This window comes from Micromonospora sp. WMMD1219 (assembly GCF_049315215.1).
In the GTDB taxonomy this organism is placed as follows: domain Bacteria; phylum Actinomycetota; class Actinomycetes; order Mycobacteriales; family Micromonosporaceae; genus Micromonospora; species Micromonospora tulbaghiae.
In genome coordinates, this window is the sequence record NZ_CP186057.1 from 697,730 (window position 1) to 710,652 (window position 12,923).

The following is a 12,923-nucleotide window of genomic DNA, read 5'->3' on the forward strand; positions in this document are numbered from 1 at the left end:
GTCACGAGGCGGTCCCGCTGTCGTCGTACCCGAGGTCAGGCTCTGCGGCGCGCGGTGGCCGGGACGGGCACCGGCGTGCGGCGCGTCAGACGCCACGCCGTCACACCCACGACCGTGAGCGTCAGCACGCCGAGGACCGCGACCGGCGCGGACAGGCCGGCGCTGATCAGGAGCAGTACGACGTCGCCGAGCGCAACGAGCATCCACAGTGCCAGCCGCGGGCCGGTGTACCTCCGTCGGTAACCCATGTCGCGCCTCCTTCCGTCGTCGGAGGGATTCATACCCCCGAGGACGGAAAGCCATGCGAGCGAGTTTCGTGACCGGCGGGATTCCCGGTCAGTTCTTGCGGTCCGGCACGAAGCCCTTGGTGATGATCTCCCAGTTCGCCAGGTTGGCGTCCCAGTCCTTCGCCGGGACCTCCCAGCGCAACGCGAAGCCCCGGTTGCTGGCCGTCGCCACACCCCGGTTACGGACGTGGAAGCGGGTGCCGTCGTCGCGGGTCTCCAGCCAGTCCCAGTCGGCGCAGGTGCGGTAGTAGCCGTCGCACTTGGTGATGCCGACCAGCTTGTAGTCGCGCACGTAGTTACGCCGGCTCGACTCCTGGCCCTTCCAGTCGGCGTACGCGTCGGGCTTCGGGTTCGGCGTCCACTGGATGAACAGCACCCGCCGAGCGCCGCCGACCTCGTAGAGCACGACGTTGTCGCTGCGGACCCGCGCCTCGAAGCCGTTCGGGATCGGCACCTTGAAGCCGTTCGGGCCGGTGTAGAGACGCCACCCGGCCGGCAGCGTGAACCCCGAGGCCGACGGACTGGCCGACGGCGTGGGACTGGCCGACGCACTGGTCGCCGGGGCACTCGGCGACGCGCTCTCGCTCGGCGCGGGCGGCGGCGCCGCCGACGCCGAGGTGCCGGCCGTCGGCTCACCGCCGTCGCCGTCGTCACCGTTGTTCAGCAGCGGCACAGCCACCACCAGACCGACGAGCAGCAGCAGGACCAGCGCGCCGATCAGCAGGTTGCGCCGGTTCGGCGCGGACTTCTCGACCGGCAGCACGGTGGCCCGGCCGGTCGACGGCGCCTCCTGCACCGGAGCCGGGCTGACCGGCGCGGAGCCGGTCACGGCCGGGCTGACCGGCGCCGGGGCGTCGGTGACGGGCTCGCCGTCGAGCCGCGTCTCGTCCAGCGCCGGGTCGACGCCGTCCACCCGCGCCTCGTCGTCCACAAGCGTCTCGTCGGCCGAGGGCGCCGGGTCGAGCTTCGCCGTCGGATCGGCGACCGGCGGGGTCACCTTCGCGGTGGGACCGGCGTCCGAGGTGGGCGCCGGCACCTTCGCCGTCGGGTCGGCGGCTGCCGCCGTACCGCCGGTTGCGGCGACCCCGGACGCGGCGCTCGCCGCGCGTTCGGCCTGGTCGGCCGGGCGCGGCGCGGGCACCAGCGGCGGGCGCGGCACGCGCGGACCGTTCGGCCCCGGCCGGCGTACGCCGTCCAGCAGCGAGATGCTCTTGGCGCGACGGCCGGCGGCCTTGCGCAGCATGCGCTCCGCCACCTCGGCGGTGATCCGCTCGTCCGGATCCTTGCGCAGCAGTCCCTGGAGCACCGGCTTGAGCGGCCCGGCGTTGCGCGGCGGCGGCATCGGCTCGGTGGCGAGCGCGGCCAGCGTGGCGATCGCCGACGGGCGCGCGTACGGCGACTTGCCCTCGACCGCCGCGTAGAGCGTGGCGCCGAGCGACCAGAGGTCCGCCTCCGGGCCCGCCGTGCCGTCGCGGGCGCGCTCCGGCGAGATGTACGCGGGCGAGCCGAGCACCATGCCGGTGCGCGTCACGTTCGGGTCGCCGGGGATGGTGGCCAGGCCGAAGTCGGTGAGCACCACGCGGCCGTCCTCGCCGAGCAGCACGTTGCCCGGCTTGACGTCGCGGTGCATGATGCCGGCCTTGTGCGCGGCCTTCAGCGCGTTCAGCACGCCGAGGCCGATCTCGACCGCCTTCGCCGCCGACACCGGGCCGTCCTCGGCGATGGTGTCCTGCAACGACTTCGACGCCACGTACTCCATGACGATCCACGGGTCGCCGTCGGTGCGCAGCACGTCGAAGATGCGGACCACGTTGACGTTGTTGAGGCGGGCGATCGCCCGCGCCTCACGCAGCGAGCGCTCGCGCATCTCGCGGCGCTCCTCCGGGGTGAGGCCGGGGGGCGGGACCAGTTCCTTGATGGCCACGTCCCGGTGCAGCACCTCGTCCCGCGCCTTCCAGACGCGGCCCATGCCGCCTTGACCGAGCGGCGTGAGAAGCCGGTACCGGTCGGCGACGAGTTGGGGGAGCGCGTTCGACATCGCAGAGAACCGTACCCGGCCGCTGCGACGCTCACACCGTCGGCACGCCACTGTACGGCGAAGGTCGAATTCGCGACGCGTACCCTGGGGTCATGTCTGCCGAGGAGCCGCTGTTCCGGATCGTCCGTGGCGTGCCCACCGCCGAGGAGCTGGCCGCTCTGGTCGGCGCGATCGTGGTGCGCACCCGCCCGGCCCCGGCCGCCGCGCCGGCCCCCGTGTCGCAGTGGGCGCGCAGCGCACGCCCCGCCCTGGCCGGGCCCGTCGCGGGCCCCGGCGCGTGGCGGGCCTCCGGCCTCCCCCGCTGACCTCACCTCCCGCTCGCGGCGGCGGGGCGGGGCTGCCGGGATCAGCTTCGAGCCATTAACCTCACTCAGGGAAACCGTGTGGTGACGGGCAGGAGGCTCCGATGATCCCGGAGGACAACCAGCCAGCCGGCTGGCTGCGCGGCTACGGCGGCATCGAGGCCGACATCCGACAGATGCGGGAGTTCGCCGACCGCCTCCAGGACGAGGTGACGCGCAACTACTCGCCGCACCTGTCCTACATCGCCGACGACATGAAGGCCCCGGTGCCCAACCCGGCCGACGCCTTCATCGAGCTGGTCCAGTTCCTCCAGGCCCACCACGACACCCAGACCGCCGCGGTGAGCGCGGTCTGGGATCTCGCACCGGCCACCGGCCGGCTCGCCGACGCCGCCGGACGGATCGCCGCCCGCTACGGCGACGCCGACGCGTTCTCCTCCGCCCGGGTGGCCGACGTGGAACGAGCGCTCGCCGGCCCCTCCGCCACCGTCGCCCGCCCGATGCCGCCACTGGCCGACCCCACCGCCCCCGAACAGAGCCGGGTGATCCTGCCGTGATCGAACGGGGCAGCGGACGCACCTCCGGGCTGACCGACTGGCGGCTGATGGACGTCCTCAGCATGTGGGCGTGCGTGCAGGACCAGGACACCGCCGGCCAGTGGAAGCAGGTCGCCGGCTGGCGCAAGGTCTGCGACCTCGCCCTGGCCCACCTGAGCCGCCTGCGCGAATACCGGCGCGGCCTGGCGGAGGCGTGGCCGCCGGAGACCAACACCGCCGCGCGGGCGTACATCGGCGAACTCGACCAGCTCATCGACCGCGTGCAGCGCACCCACGACGCCGCCGCCGCGAACTACGACGCGCTGGCAGCCGCCGCCCGCGCCATCGGCAGCGCGCGGGCCGAGCTGCAACCGCTGCACGAGGAGTACGCGAAGAAGCTGCGGCAGAAGCAGGCGTACGAGGCGACGATCGCCGACCCGAAGGCCGTGGCGGGCAGCCGGTTGCCGGAACGGCCCCCGGTGACGGACGACGACCTGGAGCAGTTGAACGTACGAGCGCGCGGGTTGATGACGGGATTGAGCGGCGAACTCCAGCACGCCCAGGTCATGCTCCAGCGCCCGCCCGCGCCTGTCCGGCCGGCGCCGCGGGCCGACCCGCATTCGTCTGACCCGTATTTCGGCTCAGATCCGGCACCAGTCATCCCTCCTATCGTCGCAGTCCCGATTACGCCACCCGAGCCGACCGGCGCGCGTCGATCAAATGTCGCGAAGAACCCGTCAGTTCAGCCAAGCAGCCCTTCTACGAGCGGTGTTATAGGCGGGGGTCCAATCCTAGGCAATGCCGGTTCAGGAACGCCCGTCCAAGCGATGCCACCTGGAGCGGCATCCCCTTCTACTCCTAATACGGCCTCTGGCACCTCCGGCATCCCCCTTCCCGCGGCACCCAATCGCGGCACAAGCTTGAGCCCGATCGGGAACGATCCAGTTGCTGGGAAGAGCGCTAACCGACCGCTTCCGCCGCGTCCGACCGGAACAAACGGAGTGATCCCGGGAGTCCCCCTCGGCCAGCCCGCCATGGGCGGCCCCACTAGGCGCGTCAATCCTCCGGGTGGAGTTATCGGGGGAGGCGCCGCTGGCACTGCGCCGACAGGAGCTGCAGGGTCTCGACCGAATACAGGGAGAGGTCCACACATTGGTACACCAGGGTTGACCCCCCTCGGCGGTGCTCCCGGCCTGCCTCCTGCCCATGGGAGGCAGAACAGCAACGGCTTAGATAGAGACTTGGAACGGCGCTGGGATCCGGACAATCCTTGGGAAGTCGAACGCGGTGTGGATCCAATATTGGAGCCGCCTGACGAGGGACCGATCGACCCCGGGCCTGCCATAGGCTTCAATCGGTGATTCCCCACGCACTGCTGGTGGCACGAAGCGTAGCCGCGTCACTCGCAATCTCGCTCAGCCCTGGCCTGGCAACATCGGCCGCGCCACCCGCCGTGGACGGGTCGGAGCGGGTAAGGGGCGACCAGTGGCATCTAGGCTTTTTGAGGACTGCAGAAGCCCACGAGATCAGTCAGGGCGAAGGGATCGTTGTAGCAGTTCCAGACACTGGAGTCGAAGCTCACCCGGATCTAGAGAAAAACTTGCTTCCAGGAACAGATGTAATTACGGGAGGAAGCGGGGACGGCCTTCGGGATATGAATAGCCACGGAACCGGCATGGCTGGCCTCATCGCGGCGCACGGACGCGGAGGCACTCGTGGGGCACTCGGGGTGGCACCAAAGTCCAAGATTCTCCCAATCTTCGACACACCGACGAACGGACTGGGCCAACCCGACGATTTAGCAGCCAGCGTAGAGTATGCGATAGCTAAACATGTAGACGTAATTAGCATCTCTGCGGCCAGCACCCCAACCCCTCGCTTGCAATCTGCGATAAGGGCTGCACTTGAAGCGAACATCGTCGTAGTGGCAGCCGTCGGGAATCTCCCGAGCGAAACATCGATTAGCTATCCGGCGTCCGAGCAGGGCGTGGTCGCCGTAGGTGGCGCTGATAGACAGGGCGACAAGGCCGAATTCTCGGTTGAGGGGACGGATGTGGATCTCCTCGCACCTGCAGTCGACATCTACACCACCAGCCTCGCAGGTCGATACCGCCGCAGTAGCGGCACGTCGGATGCGACTGCGATCGTTGCCGGGGCTGCTGCTCTCATCCGCTCCAAGTACCCCAACCTGCCCGCCCAGGAAGTCGCCCACCGCCTGACCGCCACCGCCGTCGACAAGGGACCACCCGGCCGCGACGACCAGTACGGCTACGGCGTCATCGACCTCGTCGCCGCGCTCACCGCCGACGTCCCCCCGCTCGGCTTCGAGTCCTCCAACGTCACCCCACCGGCGTCGGCGGAGGCAGCACCAGACAAGGGCGACAGTGCCGGTACGATCCGCGGGCTCGCGACCCTGGGTGTGCTGGTGGCGGCAGGCGGCGGGTACCTGTTCTGGCGGCGCCGCCGACGCGCCGACGACCCGCCGCCGAGGGTCAGCCGGTAGCGTCGGCGGGGTGTCGACCTCCGTACCGGTGCGCCTCGTGCTCGCCTCGCAGTCCCCCGCCCGCCGCAAGCTGCTCCAGGCCGCCGGAATCGAGCCCGACGTGCTGGTCAGCGGCGTGGACGAGTCGCAGGTGGTGAGCGATCGGGCCGAGGATCTGTGCCTGGAACTGGCCCGGCTGAAGGCGCAGGCCGTACGCGATCGGCTGCGGCCCTCGCCGGACGAGCGCACGTTGGTGCTCGGCTGCGACTCGGTGCTCGCCTTCGACGGCGAGATCCTCGGCAAGCCTGACGACGCGGCGGACGCGACCCGGCGGTGGCAGCGGATGCGTGGGCGCAGCGGCGTCCTGCACACCGGGCACTGCCTGATCGACGTGACCCACGAGTCCCGGGCCGAGGCGGTCGCCTCGACCACCGTGCACTTCGCCGACATCAGCGACGAGGAGATCGCCGCGTACGTGGCGACCGGCGAGCCGCTGGCCGTGGCCGGCGCGTTCACCATCGACGGGCTGGGCGGTGCGTTCCTGACCGGGATCGAGGGCGACCCGGGCACGGTGGTGGGGTTGTCCCTGCCGTTGCTGCGCCGGCTGCTCGCCGAGGTGGACCTGAGCATCGTCGACCTGTGGACGAAGGTCGCGCCCGGGGGCCAGGAGATCGAACATCTCGGCTAACGTCCGGACATGACCACGAAGCCGCTGCCGCTCACCCCGGAACTGCACGCCTACCTGGTGGCCCACGGGTCCGCCCCGGACGAGATCGTCCGGGAGCTGGCCGAGGAGACCCGGGCGGCCCTGCCCTCCGAGGCGGTCATGCAGGTGGCGCCGGAACAGGCCGCGTTCCTGACGTTCCTGACCCGGCTGCTCGGCGTACGGCAGGCGGTCGAGGTGGGCACGTTCACCGGCCTCTCCTCGCTGGCGATCGCGCGCGGGCTGGCCGAGGGCGGGCGGTTGACCTGCTTCGACATCTCCGAGGAGTACACGGGCGTGGCCCGGCGCTACTGGGAGCGCGCCGGTGTGCAGGACCGGATCGAGCTGCGCATCGGCCCGGCCGCCCAGACGCTGCGCGAGCTGCCCCGCGAGCGTTACCTGGACTTCGCGTTCATCGACGCGGACAAGGTCGGCTACCCGATCTACTGGGACGAGCTCGTGCCCCGCATGCGTCCCGGCGCGGTGATCGCCGTCGACAACACGCTGCGCGACGGCCGCGTGCTCGCCCCGCGCAACGCCGACGACCGGGCCATCGCCGCCTTCAACGACGCGGTGATCGCTGACGTCCGCGTCGAGGCGGTCATGCTGCCGATCGCCGACGGCGTCACGCTCGCCCGGGTGCTCTGAGCCGGCCGGACACGACCTCGCCGTGGTGGCGGTATCCCTGATCGCCGGAAGCCGCCACCACGCCGTACCGGAGTCGATCAAGCAGCGCGGACCGGCACGCGCAGTGCCCGGCCCAGGCGCACCGTGAGCAGCACCGCGACCGCGATGAACACGGGCAGCAGCAGGAACGCCGGGTGCGGGCCGACCCCGTCGGCCACCCACCCGAGCGCCACCGGCGCGATCCCGAAACCCACACCCATCGAGTACGCGGACCAGCCCGCCGCCTTGTCGGCGGCCGGACCGGCCACGGCCAGCGCGATCGAGATCGCCAACGGGTAGTGCAGCGCGTTGCCGAGCCCGAGCACGACCAGCCCGGTGACCGCCAGCCAGCCGACCGTGCTGGCCCAGAACAGCGCGAACCCGGCCAGCGAGACGGTGAGCGCGCCGAGCAGCAGCGGTACCGGCGCCCAGCGCAACGCGGCCCGGCCACCGGCGATCCGGCCGGCGAACATGCCGCAGACGATCGCGGCTACCGCTGCCGACGCCCCGCCCGCGCTCAGCCCGGCGTGGGTCCGCAGCACGTCGGCGGTCCACAACGACAGGCACACCTCGATCGATCCGGTGACGGACATCAGGACCCAGGCGATCCAGTACGCACGCGGCAGCCGCCCCGCCACACCGGAGTCGGAGGAAACGGGCGCCCTGGAGGCAGGAACGGCCGAAGCCGGGACGGAGTGAGCGGGCACGGCGGCTTCGGCGACACCGGAGGCGGGAACGACGGAAGCGGGGACGGCAGGAGCCGGCACGGCGGGAGAGGGAACGGCCGAAGCAGGGACGGCCGTAGCGGGCACGACGGCTTCGGCCACCCCGGAACCGGGGACGGCGGGCACCCGGGTCGGGGCGGCGACGGGGACCGGCATGCCGGCAGCCGCGTCAGCGGGGGCGCGTCGCGGCCCGCGTACCCGGAAAGTCAGGGCCGCGAGCGCGACCAGCGTGATCAGCCCGACCTCGACGGCCATCAGCGGTCGCCAGCCGAGACCGGCGTCGACGGTGGCGCCGATGGTCAGCGGCGCCAGGATGCCCATGCCGGCGCAGGCCGCGTTGGCCTCGGTGAGTGCGGCGGGGGCGGCGGGTCCGTGCCGGGCGGTGAGCACCACGCTGACGCCGCTGACGACCATCATGCCGAAGGTGGCGATGACCGCGACGGCGGCGAGCGTGGCGGGTAGCGGGCGGAGCAGGCCGAGCGCGGTGACGCCGACGGCGACGCCGGCCAGGCCGAGCCAGATGGCGGGGCCGCGCCCGAGGCGGCGGGCGGCCGGGGCGAACAGCGCGCCGCCGGCGAGCGCGCCCACAGCGATGCCGGTGCTGTGCAGGCCGGCGACGGCGGCGCTGGTGCCCTGTTCGTCGCGGAGCAGGGGGACGACCGGGCCGAACCCGTAGAGGAAGAAGCCCCAGAGACCGAGCTGGGCGTAGGTCAGCCAGGTGATCCGGTCACGGGTGAGGCGGGGCACCGGCCCACGCTACGCGCGTGACACCGGTGCCCCCTGCCTGCTGAGAGGTACGTCTCCCCTGCTCAGCGGACGCTGCGGGCGAACTGGCGGGCGGCCCAGAAGACACCCGCGGCGGCGAGCACCGCGATGATGCCGAGGCCCTGCCAGACGCGGTCGTTGCCGAGGTCGCCGTTGAACAGCGCGCGGGTGCCCTCGACCGCCCAGGAGAACGGGTTCCACTTGGCCACGCCCTGGAGCCAGCCGGGGGCGAAGGTGAGCGGCAGCAGGATGCCGGAGAGCAGCAGCACCGGCTGCGCGACTGTGTTCATCAGCGGGGCGAGCGCGTCCTCGCTCTTGACCTTGAGCGCGATGCCGTAGGAGACGGCCGAGGTCATCAGTGCGATGAGGGCGAGCATCAGGTACGCCAGGAGCAGGTTGCCGATGAACACGCGCAGGTCGAACGCGAGCGCCAGCAGCGTGATGATGATCGCCTGCGCGATCAGGGAGACCACGTCGCGGAGCGAGCGGCCGAGCAGCAGGGCGAGCCGGCTGACCGGGGTGACCCGGGAGCGTTCGATCACGCCGGCGCGCAGCTCGGCGATCAGGCCGAAGCCCTGGAACAGGCCGCCGAAGATGGCCAGCAGCACGAGCAGGCCGGGCACGAAGATCTTGTACGCGGCGGCCTGGGTGGGCGCGTTCAGCGCCGGCTTGAGCAGCGGGGCGAACAGGAGCAGGTACATCACCGGCTGGAAGACGCCGACGAAGATCCACACCGGGTTGCGCAGCAGCAGTTGCGTCTGGCGCTGGAAGATCAGCCAGGTGTCGCGGGCGAGTTTCATGACAGCTTCTCCGGGGGTCAGGACTCGCGCAGCGAGCGGCCGGTCTTGGTGAGGAAGACGTCGTCGAGGCTGGGGCGGTGCAGCTCGATCGAGCGCAGGTCCAGCCCGGCGTGGTCGAGGCGGCGCAGCACCTGCGGGATGGCGGTGGCGCCCTCGTCGACGTAGAGGCGCAGGCCGCCCTCGTCGACGGTCTCCAGCTTGCTCACGTACGCCTCGGTGTCGAGCAGCTCGGCGGCGCGCGGGGTGCTCGGCGCGTCCAGGCCGACGATCACCACCTCACCGGAGATCTCCCGCTTCAGCTCGGCCGGTGTGCCCTCGGCGACCACCTCGCCGTGGTCCATGATCGCGATCCGGTCGCAGAGCGCGTCCGCCTCGTCCAGGTAGTGCGTGGTGATGAAGACGGTCATCCCCTCGGTACGCAGTCGGCGGATCTCGTCCCACATGTGCGCACGGCTCTGCGGGTCGAGGCCGGTGGTCGGCTCGTCCAGGAAGACGATCTTCGGCTCGTGGATGATGCCGAGCGCGATCTCGACGCGCCGGCGCTGGCCGCCGGAGTAGGTCTTGCACTTGCGGTCGGCGTACTCGACGAGCTGGAACGCTTCGAGCGCGCGCTCGGCACGGCGGTGCGCGTCGGCCTTGCCGATGCCGTAGAGGCGGGCCTGGAGCACCAGCTCCTCGCGGGCGCTCGACTCGTCCCAGGTGCTGCCGCCCTGGGCCACGTACCCGATCCGGCGGCGCACCTCGGCCGGGTCCTTGCGCAGGTCGGCACCGGCCACCGTGGCCTCGCCGCCGTCCGGCTCGATGAGCGTGGCGAGCATCCGCAGCGTGGTGGTCTTGCCGGCGCCGTTGGGCCCGAGGAAGCCGAAGATCTCCCCCGCTGCGACGTCGAGGTCGACGCCGCGGACCGCGTCCACTGTCTTCGTCTCGCGACCCGCGCGGGAGCGGTACGACTTCCGCAACCCCCTGGTCTCGATCATTTCTGCTCCTGGTCGTCCGGGCGGACCTGAGCGGCCGCCGATCGTCCGCGAGGACGCACGAATCCCCCGCGATTCACGCCGAGGCTAACGCGATATAGCTCTTTTGGTCAACGTTGATTATGTCGTGTCACCGCGATCCGTCGGACCAGCCCGACCAGCCCTCGGCCCGCTCCATCCCATCGGGCAGGTACGACACTCCCGACTCGATCCGCTCCGCGATCCGCTCGCACCACGCCGACTCCGCCTCGGCGCGGGCCAGCCACAGCTCGAACATCCACCCGACGTGCACCGGCTTTCGGGTGCGCACCCAGTCCGAGTCCAGCGAGGCGCGCGTCGACTCGACCCCGGCCCGGAGCAGGTTCGCCCGGTTGCGCAGCGCCGCGGCGGCCTCCTCGCGCGGCATCGCCGGCAGGAAGGAGAACGCCGCCACGAAGGGGTCCGGCGGCTCGTGGAGCTGCCACCACTGCGCCCGCAGCAACGTCTCGAACTCGTCCTCCCCCTTCGCTGTCACCTCGTACGTGGTGCGGGCCGGGCGGGCGCCCACCTGCTCGACCGAGACGGTCCGGAGCAGGCCCTCGTCGGTGAGTTTGCGCAGCGCGTGGTAGATCGAACCGGGCTGCACGTTGGCCCACTTGTCCGCACTCCAGCTCAGCAGTTCGCGGCGCACGTCGTAGCCGTGCACCGGCTGCATCCACCTGACCAGACCCAGAATCATCATCCGCGTTGCCGACACGGGACAAGCGTAATAACCAAGTTTGACTACAGTGCGGCATCCCACACTGAGCGATCGTTAGGCTCCGCAGCTCGGCCGCTAAACTCCCGGCAACGACCTCCCGGGAGGAGCCACAAGGTGCGCAAGGTTCTCATCGCCAACCGCGGCGAGATCGCCGTCCGCGTCATCCGCGCCTGCCGCGACGCCGGGCTGGCCAGCGTCGCCGTCTACGCGGACTCCGACCGGGACGCCCTGCACGCCACGCTCGCCGACGAGGCGTACGCCCTCGGCGGCGACACCGCCGCCGACAGCTACCTGCGCATCGACAAGCTGATCGACGTGGCGGCCCGCTCCGGCGCGGACGCGGTGCACCCCGGCTACGGCTTCCTCTCCGAGAACGCCGACTTCGCCCAGGCCGTCATCGACGCCGGGCTGACCTGGATCGGCCCCACCCCGCAGGCGATCCGCGACCTCGGCGACAAGGTGACCGCCCGGCACATCGCGCAGCGCGCCGGCGCACCGCTGGTGCCCGGCACCCCGGACCCGGTCGGCAACGCGGACGAGGTGATGGCGTTCGCCGTCGACCACGGCCTGCCGGTCGCCATCAAGGCCGCGTTCGGCGGTGGCGGGCGGGGCCTCAAGGTCGCCCGCACCATGGAGGAGATCCCGCACCTGTTCGAGTCGGCCACCCGTGAGGCGGTCGCCGCGTTCGGGCGGGGCGAGTGCTTCGTCGAGCGCTACCTGGACAAGCCGCGCCACGTCGAGGCGCAGGTGCTGGCCGACCAGCACGGCAACGTGATCGTGGTGGGCACCCGGGACTGCTCGTTGCAGCGCCGCCACCAGAAGCTGGTCGAGGAGGCGCCCGCGCCGTTCCTCACCGACGCCCAGCGGGCCCAGATCCACGACAGCGCCAAGGCGATCTGCCGGGAGGCCGGCTACCACGGCGCCGGCACCGTGGAATACCTGGTCGGTGCGGACGGCACGATCTCGTTCCTGGAGGTCAACACGCGACTGCAGGTCGAGCACCCGGTCACCGAGGAGACCGCCGGAATCGACCTGGTGCGCGAGCAGTTCCGCATCGCCGACGGGGAGAAGCTGCGCTTCACCGAGGACCCGACGCCGCGCGGGCACGCCATCGAGTTCCGGATCAACGGTGAGGACCCGGGCCGCAACTTCCTGCCCGCCCCGGGCACAGTCACCGCGCTGCGCCTGCCCTCCGGGCCGGGCGTGCGGGTCGACACCGGCATCTCGGCCGGCGACGTGATCGGCGGCAACTTCGACTCGCTGCTGGCCAAGGTGATCATCGTCGGCGAGACGCGTACCGAGGCGCTGGAGCGGGCCCGCCGCGCGCTCGACGAGATGGTGGTCGACGGCATGGCCACCGCGCTGCCCTTCCACCGCCTGGTGATCCGCGACGAGGCGTTCACCGCCGAGCCGTTCACAGTGCACACCCGGTGGATCGAGACCGAGTGGGACAACACCGTCCCGGCCTTCACCGCCGGCGCGGGCGCCGCCGACGAGCCGGCCGGGCGCGAGACCGTCGTGGTCGAGGTGGGCGGCAAGCGGCTGGAGGTCGTCCTCCCCGCCGGTCTGGGCGCGGGTACGGCGGCAGCCGCGCCCGCCGCGAAGAAGCCGGCCCGCCGGGGTGGCGGCGGCAAGGCGGGTGCCGCGGTCAGCGGTGACACGCTCACCTCCCCCATGCAGGGCACGATCGTGAAGATCGCCGTCGCGGACGGCGACGAGGTGGCCGAGGGCGACCTGGTCGTGGTGCTGGAGGCGATGAAGATGGAGCAGCCGCTGCACGCGCACAAGGCCGGCACGGTGAGCGGGCTCGCCGCCGAGGTCGGCGCGGTGATCACCGCCGGCGCGGCGATCTGCACCATCGCCTGACGACGCGAGCCGGGGGTGGTCTGAGCCACCACCGGCGGCG

General features: G+C 71.6%; 13 protein-coding genes. 6 read left to right on the top strand and 7 right to left on the bottom strand.

Annotation, left to right across the window (positions count from 1 at the left end):
• Positions 1–35: 35 nt before the first annotated feature.
• Both ACN27C_RS03265 and ACN27C_RS03270 read right to left on the bottom strand, forming a co-directional pair.
• Entirely contained in the window at positions 36–248 is a 213-nt protein-coding gene (locus tag ACN27C_RS03265; RefSeq protein ID WP_120571642.1) for a hypothetical protein, read from the bottom strand.
• Between the two features lie 88 nt (positions 249–336).
• On the bottom strand, positions 337–2,325 hold the full coding sequence (locus tag ACN27C_RS03270) for a protein kinase domain-containing protein (protein WP_422750406.1): 1,989 nt from the start codon (positions 2,323–2,325) through the stop codon (positions 337–339).
• A 92-nt stretch (positions 2,326–2,417) separates the two neighbouring features.
• On the opposite strand from ACN27C_RS03270, the gene ACN27C_RS03275 reads away from it, so the two are divergent.
• Both ACN27C_RS03275 and ACN27C_RS03280 read left to right on the top strand, forming a co-directional pair.
• Complete coding sequence (locus ACN27C_RS03275; RefSeq protein ID WP_422750407.1) at positions 2,418–2,630, top strand: acyl-CoA carboxylase subunit epsilon; 213 nt, start codon at positions 2,418–2,420, stop codon at positions 2,628–2,630.
• 101 nt (positions 2,631–2,731) lie between these two features.
• Positions 2,732–3,184 carry a hypothetical protein gene (locus ACN27C_RS03280; RefSeq protein ID WP_121684324.1) on the top strand — a complete coding sequence of 151 codons (453 nt, stop codon included), beginning with the start codon at positions 2,732–2,734 and terminating at the stop codon, positions 3,182–3,184.
• Between the two features lie 292 nt (positions 3,185–3,476).
• Here ACN27C_RS03280 and ACN27C_RS03285 read toward each other — a convergent pair whose 3' ends face one another.
• The gene (locus ACN27C_RS03285; protein WP_308212780.1) at positions 3,477–3,731 is read right to left on the bottom strand and encodes a hypothetical protein; all 255 of its coding nucleotides are present in this window, start codon (positions 3,729–3,731) and stop codon (positions 3,477–3,479) included.
• Positions 3,732–4,589: 858 nt separating this feature from the next.
• Between ACN27C_RS03285 and ACN27C_RS03290 the strand changes: the two genes are divergently transcribed.
• Genes ACN27C_RS03290 through ACN27C_RS03300 form a run of 3 tightly spaced genes read left to right on the top strand, consistent with a single transcriptional unit; the run spans position 4,590 to position 6,996 of the window.
• Positions 4,590–5,666 carry a S8 family serine peptidase gene (locus ACN27C_RS03290; RefSeq protein WP_422751570.1) on the top strand — a complete coding sequence of 359 codons (1,077 nt, stop codon included), beginning with the start codon at positions 4,590–4,592 and terminating at the stop codon, positions 5,664–5,666.
• Positions 5,667–5,676: 10 nt separating this feature from the next.
• Positions 5,677–6,333, top strand: a complete 657-nt coding sequence (locus tag ACN27C_RS03295) for a Maf family protein (protein WP_128138340.1) — start codon at positions 5,677–5,679, stop codon at positions 6,331–6,333.
• 9 nt (positions 6,334–6,342) lie between these two features.
• The gene (locus ACN27C_RS03300) at positions 6,343–6,996 is read left to right on the top strand and encodes an O-methyltransferase (RefSeq protein WP_422750408.1); all 654 of its coding nucleotides are present in this window, start codon (positions 6,343–6,345) and stop codon (positions 6,994–6,996) included.
• A 77-nt stretch (positions 6,997–7,073) separates the two neighbouring features.
• On the opposite strand, the gene ACN27C_RS03305 is transcribed toward ACN27C_RS03300, so the two are convergent.
• The 4 genes from ACN27C_RS03305 to ACN27C_RS03320 form a co-directional block, all read right to left on the bottom strand.
• Positions 7,074–8,486 carry an MFS transporter gene (locus tag ACN27C_RS03305; RefSeq protein ID WP_421499710.1) on the bottom strand — a complete coding sequence of 471 codons (1,413 nt, stop codon included), beginning with the start codon at positions 8,484–8,486 and terminating at the stop codon, positions 7,074–7,076.
• Positions 8,487–8,548: 62 nt separating this feature from the next.
• Positions 8,549–9,304: an ABC transporter permease gene (locus ACN27C_RS03310; RefSeq protein ID WP_013284036.1), complete on the bottom strand. Its 756-nt coding sequence runs from the start codon at positions 9,302–9,304 to the stop codon at positions 8,549–8,551.
• A gap of 17 nt (positions 9,305–9,321) precedes the next feature.
• A complete protein-coding gene (locus ACN27C_RS03315) occupies positions 9,322–10,281 on the bottom strand; it encodes an ATP-binding cassette domain-containing protein (RefSeq protein ID WP_120571650.1) in 960 nt (319 codons plus the stop codon).
• A 127-nt stretch (positions 10,282–10,408) separates the two neighbouring features.
• Positions 10,409–10,999 (bottom strand): PadR family transcriptional regulator, encoded by a 591-nt coding sequence (locus ACN27C_RS03320; protein ID WP_120571651.1) that lies wholly within the window; start codon positions 10,997–10,999, stop codon positions 10,409–10,411.
• A gap of 132 nt (positions 11,000–11,131) precedes the next feature.
• Between ACN27C_RS03320 and ACN27C_RS03325 the strand changes: the two genes are divergently transcribed.
• Entirely contained in the window at positions 11,132–12,883 is a 1,752-nt protein-coding gene (locus ACN27C_RS03325; RefSeq protein WP_350814608.1) for an acetyl/propionyl/methylcrotonyl-CoA carboxylase subunit alpha, read from the top strand.
• Positions 12,884–12,923: the final 40 nt, after the last annotated feature.